We start from the raw sequence: 19,354 nt of genomic DNA, 5'->3' as shown, positions 1-19,354 counted from the left end.
GATGGGCGCCATGACCGAGATCCAGACCCCTCGCCTCCTCCTCCGTCGCTGGCATGACGACGACCTTGTTCCTATGGCAGAGATCAACGCGGACCCGCAGGTCATGCGCTGGATCAGAGATGGCTCTGTCCGTGATCTGGAGCAGACGGCGGAGGATATCGAGCGGTGGGAGGAGGAGTGGGACGAGGAGGGCTTCGGTCTCTTCGCCGTCGAGCTGCTGGCCTCGGGCGAGCTGGCCGGCTTCGCGGGTCTGTCCGTCCCCCGGTTCCTGCCGGAGGTGCTGCCTGCCGTGGAGATCGGCTGGCGGCTCGGCCGGCAGTACTGGGGACAGGGCTACGCGTCTGAAGCCGCCCATGCCGCGCTGGAGTTCGCCGTCCAGGATCGTGGTCTCGATCGCGTCATCAGCATCAGCTCGGTGGGCAATGACGCCTCGGAGAACGTGATGCGGAAGCTCGGCATGGTGCCGGAACGCGAGACGACGCATCCGGTGTACGGACATCCGCTGCGTGTTCACACCATCGATCTCACCGAGTTCCACGCTTGAACCGACCGCATTCGCTCGGCGGCGGTGCGGTCGCCGGTGCACTACCGGTGCCGGGTGCCGGGGGTTGGGGGGGCGGCGGGGCGGCGGGTACGGCGGGTCAGCGGGCGGAGTGGCGGGCGGCTGCGGTGGTGGTGGTGGTGAAGCCGCAGTCGTCGAGGGCGGCGTGGACGGCGGCGTACGCGGGCTTGGGTCGCAGGCCCTGGTCGAGGAGGTCGGCGGCGCCCCAGCCGGGCAGTGCGGCCGGCACCCAGGAGTACGCGTCGCTGAAGCCCCAGACGGTGAGGGACACGCAACGGCTCACAGCGAGACAGGCCTCGGTGGCCGTGGCGTAGATGTCCGCCTGGGTGGTGAGCAGGGCGTCCGTCGGCGGCAGCGGCATCCGTACGTCGAGTTCGGTGATCGCCACGTCCAGGCCGAGGTCGGCGAAGCGGCGCAGGTTGGCCCGGAGGGTGTGCAGGGTGTTGTCGGTGGTGACGTGCGTCTGGAAGCCGACGCCGTCGATGGGTACGCCGGCCGCACGCAACTTCTTGACCAGCGTGTAGAGGCCGTCGCTCTTGGAGTTGACCGGCTCGGTGTCGAAGTCGTTGAGGTAGAGCTTCGCCGCGGGGTCGGCCGCGTGCGCCCAGGTGAACGCGTCGGCTATGTAGGCCTCGCCCAGGTGCCGGTACCAGAAGTTGCCCGTGTCGACCGTGCCGTCCTCGGCCAGCGCCTCGTTGACCACGTCCCACACGCCGACGCGACCCGCGTAACGCTTCATCAGGGTGGTGATGTGCGACTGGAGGATCGCCTTGAGCTGCGCGTCCCCGATGGTGCCCTGGGCGACACCGTCCGTGAGCCACCCCGGCAGCGACTTGCCCCAGACCAGCGTGTGACCGCGCACGGACTCGTTGTGGGCGGTGGCGAAGTCGACCACGGCGTCGGCGGACGTCCAGTCGTACGTGTTCCGCCGCGGTTCGACGAGCGCCCACTTCATCGCGTTCTCCGGCGTGACGCTGCCGAACCCGTACCTGACCCTGTCCTGGTATCCGCTCTCGCTGGTCAGCGCCCCCGCGTGCACCGCCGTCCCGATCTTCAACGTCCGCGCGGCGGCCGGTGCACAGAAGGTGTCGGTGTCGCCACTCGCGGAGGCGTCCGCGGCCACGACCGCCGTGAGGGCGGCGGCGCCCGTGCGTACGGCCACCCGCCGTACGGCTGACAGGCGGAGCTTCATGACCCGTTGACCACCTTTCCGAGACACCGCTCGTATCCTTCCAGGCCGTCTCGGCGTGCGGCCGGTTCGCCGCAGCGGGTCCCGGGATCAGGCGGTCGGGCGGGTGAGCAGGAGTTCGGTGTTGTGGTCCGCCGGTCCGCCCGACTTCTGGGCGGGTGTGGCGTAGGGGTCGTTGAGGGAGAGCTCGCGGTAGAGGGCGGCCAGGTTGGCGTCGGAGGAGGGGTCGGTGAAGTCGGTGGTGTAGGGGGCGGCCGATTCGACGAGGGTGGTGAAGAGGGACAGGGTGCCGTCGTGGTTGTCGGTGAGCTCGATGACGCGGGCGTGCTGGGGGAAGTCGATGTGGGAGGCGGTGTTGATCTCCCAGAAGGCGCGTTCGGGGGTCGGGTGGCCGTGCGGGGTGATCCGGTTGGCGTGGGTGTGCCCGTTGATCCAGGCAAGGACGTTGGGGTAGCGCTGGAGGAGGGCGACGAGCTCGGCGCCGTCGTGGCGGGCCTCGAAGAGGTGGTACGGGTCCGGGAGCAGGTTGTCCATGGTGGTGCTGGAGTGGTGGCTGAAGACCACGACGAGCTGGTCGGTGGAGCCGCGGCGGACCAGGTGGCCGTCGGCGTCGTACCAGCGGGTGCTGTACGACTGCAGGACCGATTCCAGCCAGCGCAGTTGGGCGGTGCCCAGCGAGCCGTCCGCCCCTCCGGCCCGGTTGGTGGTGTCGAGGCTGATGCCCAGGACACCCGGGGCGACCGGGAAGGTGTAGTGGAGGGTGCCGCCGGCGGCCGCCGCCGGGGTGAAGCCGTGCCCGATCGGGCCGGGACCGGTGTACGCGGGGTCCAGGTGGGCCTGCGCGAACTGCTGCGGGGTGAAGGGCGCGCGGCGCGGGTCGGGGGTGACATGGCGGACCGGGCCACCGCTGGTGAGGAGTTGGGTGAGCAGCAGGACGGCGGTGGCCGGGTCGTGGCGGATGGCGTCGGCCAGCTTCGCGGCGGTCGCGTCGTCGACGCCTTCCAGCTTGCGGTCGCCGGTGTAGAGCGAGGACAGCAGGCCGAGGTCGGGCAGCGTGCCCTCGATGCTGTCGTCGTGGTTGCCGGCTGTGGTGTACCAGGGAGTGCGCAGGCCGGGGGCGGTGAAGGGGCGGCCGGCGGCCGACAGGAGACCGGGGATCTGCGGGAAGCCGGCGGCCTTGTAGTCGTCCTGGAACGACGACTCGGGCTGCCAGTACGCGGCGGAACCGGAGTTCTGCACCCCCTCGTACCGCGACAGGTCCCCCGTGGCCGGCGTGATCCGGCCGCCGCTCATCACCGACAGGTACCACTCCAGCTCGGCCTGCTCGTGGTTGTCGGTGTTGTCGCCGGTCGCCATGACCAGCGAGAACGGGCTGCCGGTGTACGGCCCGCCGGGCAGCGCGTTGATCCGTTCCACCAGCGACGACGCGCCGCGTACGGTCAGCGCCTCGTGCGGACGGTGCGCGGAGTCGGTGAAACGGGCCAGGTACTCGAAGCGCGCCGGGGACTCGGCGTCCGCCAGGTGCAGGTCCGTGAACTGTACGAAGGAGGCGAGCGCGGTACGCCGCGTGTCCCGTCCGGGTGCGGCCCCCGCCAGTTCGGTACGGACGGCGAGCGGCCAGCCCGGGCCCGACGCCAGCCGCCGGTACAGCCCGCCGCCGGCCGGCGTCGCCACCTGCTCCAGCGTCGTGCCCTCGACCCGTACCGCGCGGGCGGCGGTCGCGGCCAGGGCGCGGTCCCGGTCGGCGGCGGAGGCGTACCGGCCGTCCGTCAGGGCCAGCGCCGCGGCGGCGGCCACGGCCGAGGCTCCGGAGAGGAACTGACGCCTGCTGCGTGCACGCATTCCGAGGTCTCCTGACGGTCGGGTGGGGCGGGCGGGGTGGTCGGGTGGCCGTGGGGCAGGGGTCGACGGCTCGTCACCGTCGGCGCACACCCGTGTACTACCAGCCGGTAGCAGGGGGCCGCCAGGGTGGGGACGCCGGTTGGCCGCGGCGTGAACACGCCCCGAAAGGCGGATCACCGACGACCGGGGCGGGGCGCGGCGGAATGTACGGGATGCGTAGCACGCCGCCCCGGCGGTCCGAACGCGTGGTCGCGGGGCAGGATGGCCCACGACGGGACGGACGGACGACGTGCACCGTGGAGGACGTCCTCCCCGATGCCCGGGGGCGCCGGGGAGGACCACGGCCCCGTGACCGAGTCCGCCGGCCGCTACTCCAGCGTCCCGCTGATCAGCGCCGCCGACGCACATGTGGTCGGCGCCGGGCCCGGGCCCGGCGGGGTGCCGGGGGCGCCGCAGGAGACCGTGAGGCTGACCTTCTGCCGTTCGGGGACGAGGATCGCCGAGGCCCAGTGGAAGTCCTGCTCGCGGAAGTTCTCCAGGGCCGGGGCGAGCAGCGTCCTGCCGCCGACCGCGATGGTGACGACGCCCGAGTCGCCCTGCGGGTTCTCCAGCACCAGGTCGGTCAGCCGCATGGTCTTGCCGGCCGGCACGGTGTACGTGCCCGAGTCCGTACCGCCCGCCGTGGCGGTCGCGCTGAGCCGCTTGGAGAAGAGCTGGGCGCCCGCCGGGGCCACCGGGCCCTGGCCCGGCTCGACCGGGACCGGCGGCGGGGTGGCGCCCACCGACCTGGCCGCGTCCGCGGCGCCCTGCGCGGCGCTGTTCGCGGCCTCCGCCTGCTGGTTGGCCCGCGCCGCCTGGCTCGCCGCCGCGGCCACCGGCTCCTCCACCGCGGCCTTCGCGGCGCTGCGCACCGCCGGACGCAGCAGCCCATACCAGATGCCGACCAGCACACCCGCGAGGGCCAGCACCGCCACGGCGGCCCGCAGCAGCCCGCTGCCGAGGACCGGCTGCTGGACGTACGTGCCGTCCAGGACGACGGGTTCGGCGGGGGCGGTCAGCTCGGCCGGGTTACCGTCCGGCTCCAGCAGCCCTTCGACCGACGACGCCTCCTCGGCCCGGCCCCGCGGGTCCACGCCCGGTACGGCGGTCACCTGGAAGGAGTGCGGGACGGCCACCCCGCGCCACAGCCGCCGCCGGGGCCGTACCGGCATCTGGACGAACGCCGCCCGGCCCGGCCCCACCACGGTCGGCGCGGACGGCAGCCCGAACCGCAGCGCCTGCGACCGGTCGGCGCCGGTGAGGGTGACGGCCACCGGGTGGTTGCCGCGGTTGTCGACGGCGATCCGGTAGCGGGCCCGCCCGCGCCCCTGTGCCATCTGCGGCGCCAGCTCGGCGGACACCTGCGCGTACGGGAGCACACGCAGCACGCCCTCGGGCACGGTGGCGGTCTCCGGCTGCTCCCGCGGCAGCACGCGGACGCCGAACGCGAGGTCGCCCGGCGGCACCGTCGAGTCGCGCGGCGGGCGCGCGATCAGCGTGACCTGACCGGCGGTGTCCGGGTAGAGCGAGATCGTGACGGGCTCGACCTGGGTCCACCCGGCGGCGGGCCCCACGACCTCGAAGCCGTACGCCTCGACCAGGGAGCCGTTGTTGCGCAGCTCCAGGGTGATCCTGGCCTCCTCGCCCGGGAGCACCGGGACCGGGGCCGCGTCCAGATGAGCGGATGTGGTCATGGCAGGACGGTAGAGACCGTACGTACGTCGTACCGGCCCCGTACGGACACCTCCGAGGGCAGGGTGCGTTGCCCGTTGAGTCCATGTTGAGCGCCTGCTGACTGCCCGGGTGTTCACTGGAGCCGAAACGGGATGGGGGCCCGGGGTTCGGGGTCCCCGGAGTACGGCCCGGCCGGCCGCGACGGCCGCGCGGGCCAGGGCCCGCGGTGTGGATGATCCGCGCGACAGGCCCAGGGGGAGCACGAAGGGGGAACGCGCCATGCACTATCAGGGGGGAAGCGGTACGGAACGGATTCCGGTCCGGCTGACCGCGCAGGACCCGATCACCCAGGCGGGACTGGCCGGGCAGCTCCGGACCCGCCACGAACTGCGGCTGCTGACGGACGGCGAGGAGGGCGAGAAGGTCGTCGCGGTGTTCGCCGCCGACCGGGTCGGCGAGTCCGAACTCCAGGTGCTGCGGCGCCTGCAGCGCGGCGGCGAGGGCCGTACGGTGCTGGTCGCCACCGAACTGGACGACACGGGGTTGGTGGCGGCGGTCGAGTGCGGCGTGGTCGGCGTGGTACGGCGCGCCGAGGCGTCGGCGCAGCGGCTCGCCGACACGATCACCGCGGTGGCGCGCGGCGAGGGCAGCGTCCCCGCCGATCTGCTCGGCCGGCTGCTCGATCAGGTGGGTCGGCTCCAGCGGCAGGTGCTCGACCCGCGGGGGCTGGCCTTCACCGGGCTCGCCCAGCGCGAGATCGACGTGCTGCGGCTGGTCGCCGACGGCAAGGACACCGCGGAGATCGCCCGCACCCTGGCGTTCTCGGAGCGGACCGTGAAGAACATCCTGCACGACGTCACCACCCGCCTGCAGTTGCGCAACCGCTCGCACGCGGTGGCGTACGCGATGCGGATGGGGTTCATCTGAGGGTGTGAGTGCCGGGCCGGCGGCCCGGCCCGGGGGACCAGGGCGCGCTGCCGGCGCGGCGGCGGTCGGCTGACGAGGTGTGCGGGTTCGCGGGCGCGGGCCTCTGCCGGGGGCGTGGTCGGTGGGCTTGGTCGGCGGCGTGGCTGTGTGGGCTCGGGTGCGGCGCCGTGCGTGGCTGTGTGGGCGCGGGTCATGCGGCTTGGGCGGGTGCCGTGGGCGGCTGGACGCTTGCCGGGTGCGTGGACGGGGCCCGTGGCTGGTGGGGTGGCCGGGCGGATGCGCGGGCCCGGCCGCTGCCCGGGCGTTTGCTGCGCGGTGGACGGGGCCGTCTGCGGAGGTGTGTGGCCGGGCGGGTCTGGGGTGGGTGCCTGCCCGGTGCGTCGGCGGGGCGGCCGCGAGGTGCGCGGGGGCCCGCACCGGTTTCCGCGCACCGCTTGCCCGTTGGGGCACGGCGGCCTTCCCGAAGCGCTGCCCGTCTCCGGCTGCTGGCGGACCCGCGCGGACGCGAGGGTGTGACTGAGGAGGTCTGTCCGGACGCCGGCGCACCGCACGACGGTCGCGCCCGGGGGAAGGGTCCGGGTGACGCGGTGCGACGAGGTGTGGTCAACCCATGGGGGCGAGGGCCTGCGGCGCGAGGCGGGAGCGGCGGCGCCCGGCGCCGGGACGCCGGTGACCCCGCGGCCGGCGTTCGGCGTGACGCCGACCGGTCTGCCGACGGTCGGCCCCGCGATGTCCGGTCCGCCGACGGTACGGCTGCCGGTGTCCGGCCGGTCCGGCCCGCCGTCGAGGGCCGGTCCCCCGACGTCCCGTCCGCTGACGGCACCGCTGCCCGCGTCCGGTCCGCCCGGCACCGCGCCGTCCAACCTGCCGACGCCGGTCGGTCCGGCGGGATCGCCGCCGCCGGCGCCGGTGCCGTCACGCCTCCGGTACGCGGCGCGAGCCCTTCGCGCCGGGTGGCGCGCCCGCCGGCCGTCCTCAGATCTCGCCGCTCCGGTGACGCGTCCGCGTCGCGCGTACGCCGCGCGGGGCGGCACCGGGTGTCGCGGCGGCTTGCCCTCGTACCGGTGATCGCCCTGCTCGCGTCGCTCATGGTGGCCGTGTCCTGGGGGACGCGGGTCGCGGCGGCCGATCCGACGCCGCCCGCGGGGCCGGACCCGGGGCGGATCGCGTACGTCGGGAGCGGGGAGCACCGCGGCCTGCAGGTGATGGCGGCTCCGACGTTCTCGGACGGCCCCGGGCCGGGGTGCGGCGGCGGCACCTGCGACGGCGGTACGGTGCCGGACCCGACGGTCTTCACGCCGCTGCTCGGCCAGGGTGAAGCCGCCGACGACTGCCAGGCCTCGGCCCGCGGCGACGACGTCGTGTGGATCAGCGACCGCGTCGGGGACGGCGAGGGCATCTACCGGCGTACGGGCGGCGGCCCGGTCACTCCCGTACTGCTGCGGCCCGGCTGGCGGCTGGCCGACCCCAGGCTGTCGCCCGACCGGCAGTGGATCGCCTTCGCCTCGTTCGAGGTCGGACGGGACGGCGGCGGCACCCTCGACTCGGAGAGCCGCTGCGACGACTCGGACTACCGCACCGTCCACGCGGACATCGACACCGCCTCCTCGCTGTGGATCGTCCGCACCGACGGCACAGGCCTGCGGCGGATCGCCGAGCACGGCGGTGCTCCGGACTGGTCGCCCGACGGCGCCCAACTCGTGTACACGGACGGCGCCAAGCTGTACCGCCTCCCCGTGGCCGGCGGCACCCCCGTACAGCTCTCCCCCGACGGCCGGCTCGCGTTCCGGCCCGCCTGGGAACCGGCCGGCGGCGAGGACCGCGTCGCGTACGTCACGGTGGACCCCGAGGACCAGAGGCAGCGGCTGGTGCTGGTGCCCGCGGCCGGCGGGGGCACGCCCACCGTCATCGCCCGTCGCCGGACGGGAGCACGCTGGCGTTCTCCCGGTACCGGCACTGCTCGTCCATCATCCGCGTCGGCCGGGTACCGGCCCCACGTGCGACCAGCTCACCGTCCGCCACCCCGCCCGGCACCGTCACCCCCCGGATCGCCCCCGACGCGTTCAACCGGCACATCTGGACCGTCCCCGTCGCCTCGATCAGCGCCCAGACCGACCTCACCGCCGTCCAGTGCGGAAGGGACTGCGGCGTCCTGGACCAGCGGCCGGCGTGGGACCCCGCGGGCAGCGGCATCGCCTTCACCCGGCGCAGCTCCGCCGACTCCTCCGGCAGCCGCGGTCCGGACAGCGCGGTGCTGCTGATGCGCGCGGACGGCAGCGGCTGCCGGAGCGTACTGCCGTCCGGCGCGAGCTGCCCGACGAAGATCGATCCCCCGCCGGCCGACCCGCTCGCCGATCACCCCGACAACGCGGCCTGGTCGCCGGGCGGTACCCGGCTGGCCGTCGACGTCGTCGTCGACGGCTTCGACGGCTGGGACCGCCGTATCGCCGTGGTCGACCCGGCCACCGGCTCCGGCGAGATCCTGCCCAGCAGGCTCGGCCATTCGGAGGAGGAGCCCACCTGGCAGGCCACCGCCGACCTGGCGGTGACGCTGACCGGCCCGACCACGCCGATCCTCACCGGAGCCACCGCCGACCTCACCCTGCATGTCGTCAACGGCGGCATCGCGGGCGCGCCCGGCGCCCGTACCGACCTCGCGCTGCCCGCGGGACTGGTGGCGGCCGGCGATCCGGTGCCGTCCCAGGGCACCTGCACCGCCGCGCTCCACTGCGACCTCGGCGCGCTCCCGGTCGGCGGCGCCGCGGACGTGACGCTCACCGTACGGGCCACCGCCCCCGGCGCCTATCCGGTGACCGGCAGCGCGGACAGCGACCTGATCGACCACCAGCCGCAGGACAACACGGCCACCGCCGTCGTCACGGACCGCGACCCCCCACCGCGGCCGGCCGACCCGGCGGTGAGCGTGACGGTGGTTCCGTCGAGTGTGCTGGCGGGTGAGCCGGTGACGGTGACGTTCGTGGTGACGAATCGGGGTGAGGGTGCGGCGAAGGGTGTGGTGCTGGTTCCTGCGGTGCCCGCAGGGGTGACGGTGGGGTCGGCGGTGCCGGTGTGTCCGGTTGCCGGGTGTGCGTTGGGGGATCTGGCGCCGGGTGCGACGGTGACGGTGACGCGTACGGTCAGTGCGGCGCACGCGCTGAGCGGTAACGCGGTCGGCACGGTCAGCTCCGCTTCGGCCGACGCGGACCCGGCGAACAACACCGCGACGGCGCCGCTGACCGTACGGGAACGGCCACCGGTCGTCCACCGGGTGCCCGCCGACCCGGCGGTCGCGATCGCCGTCACGCCCGGCACCGCGTACACCGGCGGTGCGGGCACCACCGCGACGGTCACGGTCAGCAACCCGGGCAGGGCGAAGGCCACCGGGCTGACGGTCGCCGTGGTGCTTCCGCCGGGGGTGAGGGCCGGCGCCGCTTCCGCCGGAGAGCCGTGCGCCACGACGGCCGGCTGCCCGGTGGGCGATCTCGACCCGGGCGCGTCGTCGGAGGTGACCCTCAGGCTGACCACCCCGCGCGCGCTCACCGGCACCGTCACGGCCAACCTCAGCACCACCGGCTCCGACGCCAGTACCGCCAACGACACGGCGACCGCCCGGCTCACCGTCCGCGCCCCCGAGGTGCGGCTCACCCCGGAGGTCGGCCCGCCCGGCGCGGTCACCCAGGCGCGTGGCCGGGACTTCCCGCCCGGGGCGGTGCTGCGGCTGACCTGGAACCGCGGGGTGACGGTCGCGACGGCGCCGGTACGGGTGGGCCGGGACGGCACGTTCAGCGCGCCCGTGCTGGTCCTGACGCAGGACGCCCTCGGGCCGCGCGACCTCCGGGTCGCGGACAGCGCGCCGGTGGCGAGGTTCGGACCGGTACGCGCCGCCTACCTGGTCGTACCCGGGGTGCTGCAGCCCTCCGACTTCACGTGGCGCAGGTGAGCCGGTGATCCACGAGGTGGACGACGCGCTGCGCGACCTGGTACGCGCGGAGGTCGGCGGCCCGGACATCGACGTCGTCTTCGACGCGCCCACCCGTGACTGGGCGGCCCGCCGCAACGCGCCCACGGTCAACCTGTACCTCTACGACATCCGGGAGGACCTGCGCCGCCGCTCGCGGGGCCGCCGCAACGTGTACGACGAGCAGGGCACGGTCGTGGCGCGCACCCTCCCGCCGCGCTACTTCAAACTGTCCTACCTGATCAGCGCGTGGACCCAGCGCCCGGAGGACGAACACCGGCTGCTCTCCTCGCTGCTGCGCTGCTTCCTGCGGCACGACGCGCTGGCGGCGGACGGGCTGGGGCCGGAACTGTCGGGCACCGGGCTCCCGATTCCGCTGACGGTGGCACTGCCACCCCCGGAGGACCGGGCGTTCGCCGACGTGTGGACAGCGCTCGGCGGCGAGTTGAAGCCGTCGCTCGACCTGGTGGTGAGCGCGCCGGTGACGGTCGCGCCGGTGTACGCGGCGGGGCCGCCGGTGGAGGAGGGCCTGAGTCTGCGGTTCGGGGATGCGCCGGGGGCTTCGGCGCCGGGTGCTTCGCCGCCGGGTGCGGAGGGGGAGGACGGTGGCGCGGCGCCTTCGGGTACGGGGTCCGGGTCCGGTACGGGTTCCGGTTCCGGTACGGGCGGCGCGTCGGCGGCGGGTGGCGGTGCGGTGCCGGTGCGGCGGCGGAGAGGGCGATGAGGGGGGTTCCGGTGGGAGAGGAGAGGGGAGCGGCGGGGGAACGCGCATCACAACGGGGGGCCGTAGCGGAAGGGTCGGTGGGGGAGGACCCCGTAACGGGACCCGACGCCGGCGACGCCTCGTCCGTGGCCGGCGACGCCTCGTCCGTGGCCGGCGACGCCTTGTCCGTGGTCGGCGACGCCTTGTCCGTGGCCGGCGACCCCGTATCCGTATCGGACGACCCCGCGGACGCCGGGCTCGCGTACCTCATGGCCCGGCTCGCGCTCGTCGAGGAGCGGGTACGGCGGGCGGTGGAGGCGCGGCGGGCCGGGGACCCGGAGCCGGACGATCCCTTTCGGGGGATCTACCTCTCCGACGAGGCGGTACGACGGCTGCTGGACGAGCCGGCGACCGTACCCGAGCCCGATCCGGTGGCGCCCGGGCGGCGGGCCGAACTCGACGACTGGGCCGAGCGGGCGCTACGGACCGGCGCCCGGCTGCGACTGGCCGCGCTCGAACGGGACTTCGGCCTGCTGCCCCTCGACACGGAGTTGCTGCTCGTCGCGCTCGCACCCGATCTCGACCGCCGCTACGAGCAGTTGTACGGCTACCTCAATGACGACGTCACCCGCCGCCGCCCCACGGTCGGCCTCGCTCTCGCGTTGTGCGGCGCCCCCGCCGCCTCCGCCGGCGCCCGCGCCCGCCTCACCGCGAGCGCGCCCCTCGTCTCGCGCGGCCTGGTGGTGGTGGAGGAGCCCGAACGGCCTCTGCTGAGCCGCGCGTTGCGGGTGCCGGACCGGGTGACGGCGCACCTGCTGGGTGACGACGCGGTGGACCCGGCGCTGGTGGACGTGCTGGTCCCGCTGGGGGGTGCGGCGACCGGTCCGGGGGTGGGTGAGGCTGCGGCTCGGGGGGCCTTCTCCCTGCCGGGTGCCGACCGTGTGGAGGGCCTGGCCCGGGGGCTGCGGGGCGGGGTCGGGCTGGCGTACGTGCGGGAGCCCCCGGGCGCCGCCGCACGGGGGGTCGCCGTGGACGCGCTGGCCGCCGCCGGGTTGCGGGCGTTCGGGCTGGACCTCGTGCGGCTGGCCCGGCGCGGCGACCCGGCGGACGTCGTCGCCGTAGCGGGACGGGAGGCCGCGCTCGTCGGCGCCGGCCTGGTCGCCGCGCCCGTCGAAGCGCTCGCCGACCGGCCCGAACTGCTGCGCGCGCTGGCCTCGCTGCCCGTGCCCGTACTCCTCGCGGGCAAGGCGTCGTGGGACCCGGCGTGGGCGGACCGGGCTCCGCTGCTCGCGCAGGCGGAACGTATCGGCGCGGACGAGCGGTCCGCGCTGTGGCGGGCGGCGCTGATCCGTACGGCTCCTTCCGCGGCGGACGGCCTGGACGGCGTACGGCATGACGCCGCCGCGGCCTTCCTCCTCACCCCCGAGCAGGTCGAACGCGCCGCCCGTACCGCCCACCAGCAGGCGCTGCTGTCCGGCGGCCCGCTCACCGACGCCCACCTGCTGCACGGAGCCCGCGCCCAGAACACCTCCGGGCTGGAACGCCTCGCCCGCCGTATCGAGCCCGGCGTCGGCTGGCCGGACCTCATCCTCCCGCCCGCTGTCCTCGGCCGGCTCCACGAACTGGCCGCCCGCGCCCGGCACCGCGACCGCGTGCTCGGCGACTGGAACATGCGGCCCGGCGGGGGGCGGGGCCGTGGCGTCATGGCTCTCTTCGCCGGCGACTCCGGCACCGGCAAGACGATGTCGGCGGAGGTCATCGCGGGTGAGCTCGGCCTGGACCTGTACACCGTGGACCTGGCCACGGTGGTCGACAAGTACGTCGGCGAGACCGAGAAGAACCTCGAACGCATCTTCACGGAGGCGGCGGGCGTCAACGCGGTGCTCCTCTTCGACGAGGCCGACGCGGTCTTCGGCAAACGCTCCGAGGTCAAGGACGCGCACGACCGGTACGCCAACGTCGAGAGCGCGTACCTCCTCCAGCGGATGGAGAGCTTCGACGGCCTTGCCGTCCTCGCCACGAACCTCCGGGCCAACCTCGACGAGGCGTTCACCCGCCGCCTCGACCTCGTGGTCGACTTCCCGCTCCCCGAGGCCCCTCAGCGCGAAGCCCTGTGGGACCGCTGCCTCGGCCCTGCCGTCCCCCGCGGCTCCGACCTCGACCTCGCCTTCTGCGCCCGCTCCTTCGAACTCGCCGGCGGCGACATCCGCTCCGCGGCGGTGACGGCGGCCTACCTCGCGGCGGACGCGGGGCGCCCTGTCTCCATGGCCGACCTGGTCTCGGCGGTCGCGCGCGAGTACCGCAAGCTGGGGCGGCTCTGCCTGGAGAGCGAGTTCGGGCCGTACCTGGCGCTGACGCGGTGAGCGCGGGGCGGGTTCGGGACGGTTTTCCGTGGGCGGGGCGCCGGGTGCCCGTCCCTGCGACGGCGCGTCGGCCTGCGGGACGGCGGGCGGGTGGGGGCTACGGGTCCGCACCGGTTCCGTACCCGGCCCGGCCATGGAGAGTCAGCGGGCGACGATGTTGGAGGGCGTGTCCAGCCACGGGGCTTGCCCCTCTGCGGACACGGTGAGGCCGAATCGCTGGACGTCGGGGCGTCCTTGGCTGTCCCACCACCGGTAGGCGGATTCCACCTCGTCCCACAGGCGCCGGGGTCCCGATTGGTAGACGGTGGCCTCCTCCCGGTCGTCCTGGAAGATCACGACGGCCCAGGACCTGTCGGTCAGGCCGTAGAACCACACCGGGCGCTTGCCGTCGTGCTTCCGGTCCGCGATGTGCGTGCAGTTCCGCACGCGCAGGCCGATGGCGAATCCCACGACATCGAGACTGCCGGTCAGGAACTCCGCTTCCGTGATCGTTGTGGTGGACTTGTCTGCGCCGCCAGTCCCACGCGCGGGTACGTACTGGCTGTGTTCCGGGTGCTGAAGCCGCTGTGATCGCATCCGCATGAAGGTGACCGGCCTGGTGAAGTGACCGGACGCGCTGTTGTGGTCGTCGGCGACCACCAGACGGACGGTGGCTTCGGCATAGCCGTAGTACGTGCCCCAGGGGGCGAGAAGGATTCCGCCCGGCGTGGTCTGCCGCACCCAGGTCATCAGGCCCGTGCGCAGACCGGCCGTGGCTATCACGCGGGCGTACGGTGCCCGCGGCGGATAGCCCAGGAGGCCATCTCCTGTGACGACTTCGACCGCGCCGTACCCGGAGCGTCGCAGTGCTTCCCTTGCGGATCGGGCCAGATCGGGGTCGACTTCCACGGACACCACGTTCCCGGCGCCGAGTCGGTGGGCGAGGAGGCCGGCGTTCCACCCCGTGCCTGCTCCGATCTCCAGCACTCGCTGACCCGGTCGGACATCGAGGTCCGCGAGCATGGAGAACACCACGCTCGGCATGGACGAGGAGGACGTGAACACGGTGCCCGGTTCGGTCCCGCTGTGGTGCCCGTCGTCCCATTGGGTGACGATCGGAACGTTGGAGTCCGCGTAGGCGTACCAGGAGTCGGGGTCCTCCGCCTTGGACACCGCGACGGCCGTCCCGGTCTCCCTGTCGTGCGGCCACATGACGTCCGGGAGGAACGCCGTCCGCGGCACGGCTGCGAAGGCCGGCGCCCAGTCGGTGGTCAGGAAGCCGTTCTCCAGGAGGAAGCGCCCCAGTTCCGTACGGCCCGGTCGCTCACCCTGATCAGTGCGGCTCGTCACTTGCGGTGCTCGTACGAGTGGGCGCCGGGGTGGCCGGCGAACTCGCAGCACGGCTCGGCGGTGTCGGGGTCGGTGGAGGGACAGTCGAGGAGGGCGGTGACGGTGGTCGGGTAGTGGCCACGGGTCCAGCGGGTCCAGACCGCGCCGGTGTCGGGGCCGGGTAGTTCCATCACCAGGGAGTGGTGGTCCCCGGTGGTGTGCGCTTCGAGGGTGCAGCGCAAGTCCTGCTCGACGTCTCCGGGTTCGGCGGCACCGGCGACGTTGTGAGTCAGGACGGCCGGTATCAGGTCGCTGAGCAGGTAGCCGCGTTCTCCGCAGACAGCAGGGCGGCCGGGGGTGGAGGTGGGCATGCGTGAGTGCGCTCTCTCGGTGTGCGGTGGTGGTCGTTCGGCCGCGGTGTGGTCAACCTGCGGGCGGTGAGAAGGGTGCTGCGCGCGCCCGTCGTGGACCTGACTGCTCAGCCGTCTCCGACGACTGCCCATACGGCCTTGCCTCCGTCGCCGCTGGGGGCGACGCCCCAGCGGCCGGCTGTGAGGGCGTCCACGAACGCCAGACCTCGGCCGCCTTCGTCGTCCGCCACCGGGTTCCGTACCTGCGGCAGGACGTCACTGGCGTCGTGGACCTCGATGCGGACGGCGCGCTCGCCGCGCACGTAGCGTGTCTCGATCCGGGAGCGCTGCGGCACGCGGGCGTGCCGCAGCGCGTTCGCCATGAGTTCGGACAGGACGAGTTCCGCCTCGTCGCTGAGTCGGCTGAGCTCCCAACGGGCGAGCGTCGACCGCAAGTCGGTCCGCGCTTCGCCCACGCACCGGGGGTCGTGTGCCCATCGCCTCACCCGCAGGTCTTCTGAACCTCGCGAGGCGGTGTGGGCCGGGCTGCGGGGTGGCTGGACGTTGGTCGGCACCGCCGCTCTCCATTCGTCGTGCGGAGTCTTGGTGGTTCCATGGAATCCGCCGCCGGCGGTGGCGCACAGGAGCAACGGCTTCTCCGGAGCACGCCTCGAAACCGGATCACTTTGCTCACCCTTTACCTGCGCCCTGTGCGGAGCGTCACTTTCTCCTTACGGTGAGGTCCATGAGAAACGTCGCCTTGGAGCAGGCCATGGCGGAGAAGCAGCTCACACAAGCCGAGTTGGCCGAACTCGTCAACGTGGAGATCCACCGCCTCACCGGCAAGGAAGGCCGAGTGTGCGACCGAGTCGTGCGCCAATGGGTAGCGGCCAGGGTCACGTGGCCTCAGGAACGCCAACGCCGCGCGCTGGAAGCGGTGTTCGAGCGCAGCTCCGTCCAACTCGGCTTCATTTCCCGGGCACGCCCAGGATCAGGCAGTCTCGCCTCGCACACGGAAGAGGACCCCATGCGTCGCCGCACATTCATCACCAGCGCAGCCGCAGCGACGGCCACCATGACAACGCCGCCCGTCCGCAACCGCGTCGGCAGCAGCGACATCGATCGTCTGAACGGCCGCTTCACCGAACTCATCACCGCCGATCAGCGCGACGGCGGTCGTCCGGCTACCGAGCACAGCGCGCTCGCCATGGCGAAGGAAGCCGTCGCGCTGCAAGAACGCGGAACCATCAGCCAACGCATCCGTAACCGCCTGTACGGTTGTGCCGCCGCGTTCACCTCGTCCGCCATGTGGGCCGCCATCGACGGTCGTCGTTTCGAGGCAGCTCAGCAGCATCTGGACCGCGCGTCGAGCCTCGCTGCCATGTCCGGCGACCAGGCCATCCAGTTCCGGATCTGGTCGCACGCCGGGACCCTCTACCGGCATCTGAACCGTCCGGCCGACGCCCTCTCCGCCAACAACGTCGCCCGGCGCACCGGAATCACCCGAAGGGATCCGGTTTTCGCCGCGCTCGGCCACGCCCGGCAAGCGGCGATCCTCGGTACGACAGGCGATGCCGCCGAGGTAGGGCGGACTCTTGACCTCGCCTGGCAGGCTCTCGACCGCGCCTCGGAAGACGAGGCTCGTCCGCTGTGGCTGGCGGCCGTACGCAGCGGAGCGGAGATCGAGGAACTGGCCCTCTCCGCGCGCCTCAGCCTCGGCCACTACGAGCAGGCCGAAGCCCATGCCCATCGCAGCCTGGCGCTGCTGAGCCCCTTCATGCGCCGGGACCGCACCCTGGTCGCAGCACACCTCGCACAGGCGCAACTCGGCCAGGGCGACGTGGAGTCCGCCGTCGCCACGGCGATGAGCATCCCGCGCGCGGAAGCCGTCGGCTACCCGCGGGCATTGCTCGCCCTCCGTTCCCTCGGCGCCGACATTCACCGCGTCGCTCCCGGCAGCAGGGTCGCCCGTTCTTGGGACGCCCATCTTCACGAAACGATGAGGGCTCGAACGTGACCGGGGAACGCCATTCTGCGCCCGTACCCGCAGCCGGTTCGGCAAACGGCCTCAACCGCCGGCTGAATCACCGACCGACCGCCTGCACCACCCGAAGCACCGCATCGAAGCGTTCAGTGAACGACTCGACCGGCACGGCAGCGAACCGGGCTGGACGGCCGTGATCGGCTACGACGGCGAAGTGCCGGTCGGATACGGGTACGCCAACGCCCAGACGTCAGTGCGGCGCGCAGGCAATGGACAGAGGGCTGTCGACGGGCTTGATGTACATCAGGCACAGGGTCACCGGAGTGGTTCCTCGGTTGCGTCCCATATGTATGTTCATCGCTCCGGCTCTCTCCATGAACGCCTGGCCGGCGGTGTGCACGGAGCAGGTCCCCTCAGCCTCATACCGGGTCAGTGCGCCGCTGCGGACGACCACGAGCACCTCGCCGGGGTGGTAGTGCCAGCCGGTGGACTGGCCGGGGGCCAGGGTGATCTCCTGGAAGACGAATTCGCTCGGGCCACTGGTCGCGAGCGTGAAGCGATCGGCCATGGTCCCCGACGCCTCGGGTCGGTCGTAGCTCAGGTCGTCGGCGTCTTCATCACGTCGGCCGATCACGTCGGACCGCTCGCCCAGGACATGCCCCATGAGCCCGCTCCTTTCGCCTGCAAATGTGTGTATCGCCCACCATTCGGCGAGCTCGGGTTAGGTTAACCTAACCTGGGCTCGTAGGGGATCCCGCCCCGGGTCGAGTGTGACCAGGGCGGGCGGCACTCATGGGGCGCCGCGAGTCCAAGGGATCAGTTCTGCTGTCTCCTGCACGCAAGCTATGGGCCTCGGCGGTCCTCCACGGGACCGTGTGTCGTCACGGCTGGGGAGTGGCTGACGAGCCAGTCCTGGAGTTCTCGATGGCGGAACTGGTAGGCCATGCCGGAAACCCGCAGCAGCCCCGCACCGTAGGCCCAGTGGAGGAACGCGCCGAGTCTCCACGGGAGACGGCCCCGGGAACAGCACAGGAATGACACATACCGGCGGCCGGCACCGCCAAGAAGGTACATACCCAGTGACGCCCCGCCGGTCAGCCCGCCCGCCAGCCCCACCCCCAACCGGCTCGTCGGCCCGCCTGTCGGTCCCGTGAACTCCACGATCAGCACGGCTGTCACGGCGAACACCAGCACGAACGTGAGCCCGAACAGGAGATCGTCTCTGATGGGGTGGCGAGGGTCGGTGGGTGGGGTGAAGCCGCTTCGCGGGGCGGTGTCTGCCGCGGGACCGGTCAGCCCGAGCGTCACCGCGGCCGTCAGCCCGCCCGCCAGCCCCCACGTCAGCCCGAAGACCAGTCCGCCCGTCAGCCCGCCCATCAGCCCGGTCGCCACCCCGATGGCCAGCCCGAACACCGTCGTCTGGCCGAGCTGGAGGTCTCTGCCCGGGCTGCGTAATCGGTGGAGCTGGCCTGTTCTCGGCGGGGGGACGGAAGCGCTGCGGGCCCGCCACAGGGCCAGGATCCCGACCAGGACGGGGGGCATGGCGCCCGCCAGTTCGTGAAGAGTGGACCCGCTGGTGCGGATGTAGCGCGCAAGAAGATAGAGGTAGGTGAGGATGAGGAGGGCGACAGGGAGGGTGTCCGCGGTGCGGACACGTTTCGGGCCGGCCATCGGCCACAGCTGGTGCAGCACCAGGTCGGTGCCGGCGGCGGGTGTGGTTCTGGCCAGGTGGGTTGCGAGTTGGGCGAGCCATTTCTGGGTTTGGCGCGCGGTGTAGCGGTTGGGGCGGGCGGGATGCTGACTGACGGCGGCCGGCAGATAGCGTTCCAGGAGGTGGTCGCGGACGGCCCTCGGGGAGGCCAGAGCGCACAGGTCGGCCGGATCGCGCAGATAGGCAAGGGTGCCGGGGTCGCGCTCCTCGTACACGGTGGCTGCCAGGTTGAGCCGCCAGGGCGTGTCCAGAGAACGGGCCAGAGGACCGCCGTGGTTGCTCACCAGAGTGGCCAACACCGGCCTCCAGCGGTCGGGGTTGGTGATGCGGACGTTGAGGTAGGCGATGGCCCGGACGTTGTCGACGGGTTCGATCTCGATGCGCGCGGCCTCGCGCATGCGCACGTCCGCCGCAGCCAACTCCCCGTACTGGGCAGTGCGACAGGTCAGCACCAGAGGGGCACTGCCCAGGGCATTCTGGTAGGCGTTGAGCCGCTCCACGGCGCGGGCGGCGCGGCGGCGGGCAACGGGCGTCCCGGTGGCGTCCATTTCGTCGAGGCCGTCCAGGACAGGCAACACCCGGTTGTGTTCGATCAGGGCGCGGGCGTCGGTCATGGAGATGCCCCGTTCGCTGAATCGTTCGCTGATTTGTTCGGCAAGCCACGCTTGCAGCGGTTGCGAAGTGTCCCAGTTGGCGAGGGACAATCGGACCGGCACGGGGTCGGTGGGGGCCAGATCGTTGAGG

15 protein-coding genes are annotated in these 19,354 nt (G+C 73.1%); 7 read left to right on the top strand and 8 right to left on the bottom strand.

All coding sequences use genetic code 11. The features are described from left to right. Window positions 1-10 precede the first annotated feature (10 nt). Window positions 11-544, top strand: coding sequence for a GNAT family N-acetyltransferase (locus VIW71_RS14830; RefSeq protein ID WP_331622715.1), 534 nt, complete (start codon window positions 11-13; stop codon window positions 542-544). 97 nt (window positions 545-641) lie between these two features. Here VIW71_RS14830 and VIW71_RS14825 read toward each other — a convergent pair whose 3' ends face one another. From VIW71_RS14825 to VIW71_RS14815, 3 genes are all read right to left on the bottom strand, one after another. Further along, complete coding sequence (locus VIW71_RS14825) at window positions 642-1,754, bottom strand: endo-1,4-beta-xylanase (RefSeq protein WP_331622714.1); 1,113 nt, start codon at window positions 1,752-1,754, stop codon at window positions 642-644. Between the two features lie 87 nt (window positions 1,755-1,841). Continuing rightward, window positions 1,842-3,593, bottom strand: a complete 1,752-nt coding sequence (locus VIW71_RS14820; protein ID WP_331622713.1) for a TIGR03767 family metallophosphoesterase — start codon at window positions 3,591-3,593, stop codon at window positions 1,842-1,844. Between the two features lie 368 nt (window positions 3,594-3,961). Beyond that, the gene (locus VIW71_RS14815) at window positions 3,962-5,326 is read right to left on the bottom strand and encodes a hypothetical protein (protein WP_331622712.1); all 1,365 of its coding nucleotides are present in this window, start codon (window positions 5,324-5,326) and stop codon (window positions 3,962-3,964) included. 259 nt (window positions 5,327-5,585) lie between these two features. On the opposite strand from VIW71_RS14815, the gene VIW71_RS14810 reads away from it, so the two are divergent. The 5 genes from VIW71_RS14810 (at window position 5,586) to VIW71_RS14790 (ending at window position 13,257) form a co-directional block, all read left to right on the top strand. Then, the gene (locus VIW71_RS14810) at window positions 5,586-6,233 is read left to right on the top strand and encodes a helix-turn-helix transcriptional regulator (protein ID WP_331622711.1); all 648 of its coding nucleotides are present in this window, start codon (window positions 5,586-5,588) and stop codon (window positions 6,231-6,233) included. Window positions 6,234-7,297: 1,064 nt separating this feature from the next. Further along, window positions 7,298-8,494: a TolB family protein gene (locus VIW71_RS14805; protein ID WP_331622710.1), complete on the top strand. Its 1,197-nt coding sequence runs from the start codon at window positions 7,298-7,300 to the stop codon at window positions 8,492-8,494. Further along, on the top strand, window positions 8,494-10,173 hold the full coding sequence (locus VIW71_RS14800; protein WP_331622735.1) for a DUF11 domain-containing protein: 1,680 nt from the start codon (window positions 8,494-8,496) through the stop codon (window positions 10,171-10,173). The genes VIW71_RS14805 and VIW71_RS14800 overlap by 1 nt, the downstream gene beginning before the upstream one ends. A 4-nt stretch (window positions 10,174-10,177) precedes the next feature. Continuing rightward, a complete protein-coding gene (locus tag VIW71_RS14795) occupies window positions 10,178-10,915 on the top strand; it encodes a DUF4255 domain-containing protein (protein WP_331622709.1) in 738 nt (245 codons plus the stop codon). Between the two features lie 188 nt (window positions 10,916-11,103). Further along, on the top strand, window positions 11,104-13,257 hold the full coding sequence (locus tag VIW71_RS14790; protein ID WP_414720749.1) for an AAA family ATPase: 2,154 nt from the start codon (window positions 11,104-11,106) through the stop codon (window positions 13,255-13,257). A 141-nt stretch (window positions 13,258-13,398) separates the two neighbouring features. Here VIW71_RS14790 and VIW71_RS14785 read toward each other — a convergent pair whose 3' ends face one another. The 3 genes from VIW71_RS14785 to VIW71_RS14775 all read right to left on the bottom strand — a co-directional run bounded on the left by VIW71_RS14785 (window position 13,399) and on the right by VIW71_RS14775 (window position 15,391). Further along, entirely contained in the window at window positions 13,399-14,586 is a 1,188-nt protein-coding gene (locus tag VIW71_RS14785) for an rRNA adenine N-6-methyltransferase family protein (protein ID WP_331622708.1), read from the bottom strand. After that, entirely contained in the window at window positions 14,583-14,936 is a 354-nt protein-coding gene (locus tag VIW71_RS14780) for a hypothetical protein (protein ID WP_331622707.1), read from the bottom strand. Before VIW71_RS14780 ends, VIW71_RS14785 begins: the two co-directional genes overlap by 4 nt. Window positions 14,937-15,043: 107 nt before the next feature. Further along, window positions 15,044-15,391, bottom strand: a complete 348-nt coding sequence (locus VIW71_RS14775) for an ATP-binding protein (RefSeq protein WP_331622706.1) — start codon at window positions 15,389-15,391, stop codon at window positions 15,044-15,046. 269 nt (window positions 15,392-15,660) lie between these two features. Here VIW71_RS14775 and VIW71_RS14770 point away from each other — a divergent pair, with 269 nt between their 5' ends. Then, complete coding sequence (locus tag VIW71_RS14770; RefSeq protein ID WP_331622704.1) at window positions 15,661-16,932, top strand: XRE family transcriptional regulator; 1,272 nt, start codon at window positions 15,661-15,663, stop codon at window positions 16,930-16,932. A 217-nt stretch (window positions 16,933-17,149) separates the two neighbouring features. Here VIW71_RS14770 and VIW71_RS14765 read toward each other — a convergent pair whose 3' ends face one another. Both VIW71_RS14765 and VIW71_RS14760 read right to left on the bottom strand, forming a co-directional pair. After that, window positions 17,150-17,563, bottom strand: a complete 414-nt coding sequence (locus tag VIW71_RS14765; RefSeq protein WP_331622702.1) for a cupin domain-containing protein — start codon at window positions 17,561-17,563, stop codon at window positions 17,150-17,152. Window positions 17,564-17,742: 179 nt separating this feature from the next. Then, a partial coding sequence (locus VIW71_RS14760) for an NACHT domain-containing protein (protein ID WP_331622701.1) occupies window positions 17,743-19,354 on the bottom strand: 1,612 nt, incomplete at its 5' end.

This window comes from Streptomyces sp. (assembly GCF_036524955.1).
GTDB lineage: Bacteria > Actinomycetota > Actinomycetes > Streptomycetales > Streptomycetaceae > Actinacidiphila.
This window is presented reverse-complemented; position numbering and strand designations above follow the sequence as displayed.

Bases quoted from the DNA above. Each gene is read 5' to 3' on its own strand.
- VIW71_RS14830 (WP_331622715.1), top strand. From the start codon at position 11: ATGACCGAGATCCAGACCCCTCGCCTCCTCCTCCGTCGCTGGCATGAC.
- VIW71_RS14810 (WP_331622711.1), top strand. From the start codon at position 5,586: ATGCACTATCAGGGGGGAAGCGGTACGGAACGGATTCCGGTCCGGCTG.
- VIW71_RS14765 (WP_331622702.1), bottom strand. From the start codon at position 17,563: ATGGGGCATGTCCTGGGCGAGCGGTCCGACGTGATCGGCCGACGTGAT.
- VIW71_RS14770 (WP_331622704.1), top strand. From the start codon at position 15,661: ATGAGAAACGTCGCCTTGGAGCAGGCCATGGCGGAGAAGCAGCTCACA.
- VIW71_RS14815 (WP_331622712.1), bottom strand. From the start codon at position 5,326: ATGACCACATCCGCTCATCTGGACGCGGCCCCGGTCCCGGTGCTCCCG.
- VIW71_RS14825 (WP_331622714.1), bottom strand. From the start codon at position 1,754: ATGAAGCTCCGCCTGTCAGCCGTACGGCGGGTGGCCGTACGCACGGGC.
- VIW71_RS14800 (WP_331622735.1), top strand. From the start codon at position 8,494: ATGCGCGCGGACGGCAGCGGCTGCCGGAGCGTACTGCCGTCCGGCGCG.
- VIW71_RS14780 (WP_331622707.1), bottom strand. From the start codon at position 14,936: ATGCCCACCTCCACCCCCGGCCGCCCTGCTGTCTGCGGAGAACGCGGC.
- VIW71_RS14820 (WP_331622713.1), bottom strand. From the start codon at position 3,593: ATGCGTGCACGCAGCAGGCGTCAGTTCCTCTCCGGAGCCTCGGCCGTG.